This is a genomic window from Arthrobacter sp. 05T423, from assembly GCF_056396245.1.
In genome coordinates, this window is the sequence record NZ_JBFTLC010000129.1 from 1 (window position 1) to 363 (window position 363).

A 363-nucleotide genomic window follows, 5' to 3' on the forward strand; every position below is an offset into this window, starting at 1 on the left:
CAGCTCGCCGTCGACCCCTACGGCAAGTTCATTCCCGGTCCCGCCCGCGGCCTGCCGCAGTTCGTGACCGCCAGCGGACTCGTCGAGGCGAACCGCGCCGACAACGGCGGCCTTGGCACCCTGGTGCCGGCAGATGTCAAATACTTCGACACCCCGTTCCTCACGGACATCGCGCACAACGCCGACCCGTCCCCGCAGGACACGGACCACAACCCGGCAACCCCGCCGGTTACACCGGCGCCCGACGCCGACACGGTCGCCTCGGCAGATTTCGCCAGCCAGCCTCCCGGCACCTACGACGACGAAATGCTGGACGCGCACTTCATCGCCGGTGACGGCCGCGTCAACGAGAACATCGGCCTG

General features: G+C 68.9%; 1 protein-coding gene. It reads left to right on the top strand.

The window, feature by feature from the left end; all coding sequences use genetic code 11:
* On the top strand, positions 1–363 hold a 363-nt coding region (locus AC1DFE_RS24225; RefSeq protein WP_476908350.1), incomplete at both ends, for a hypothetical protein.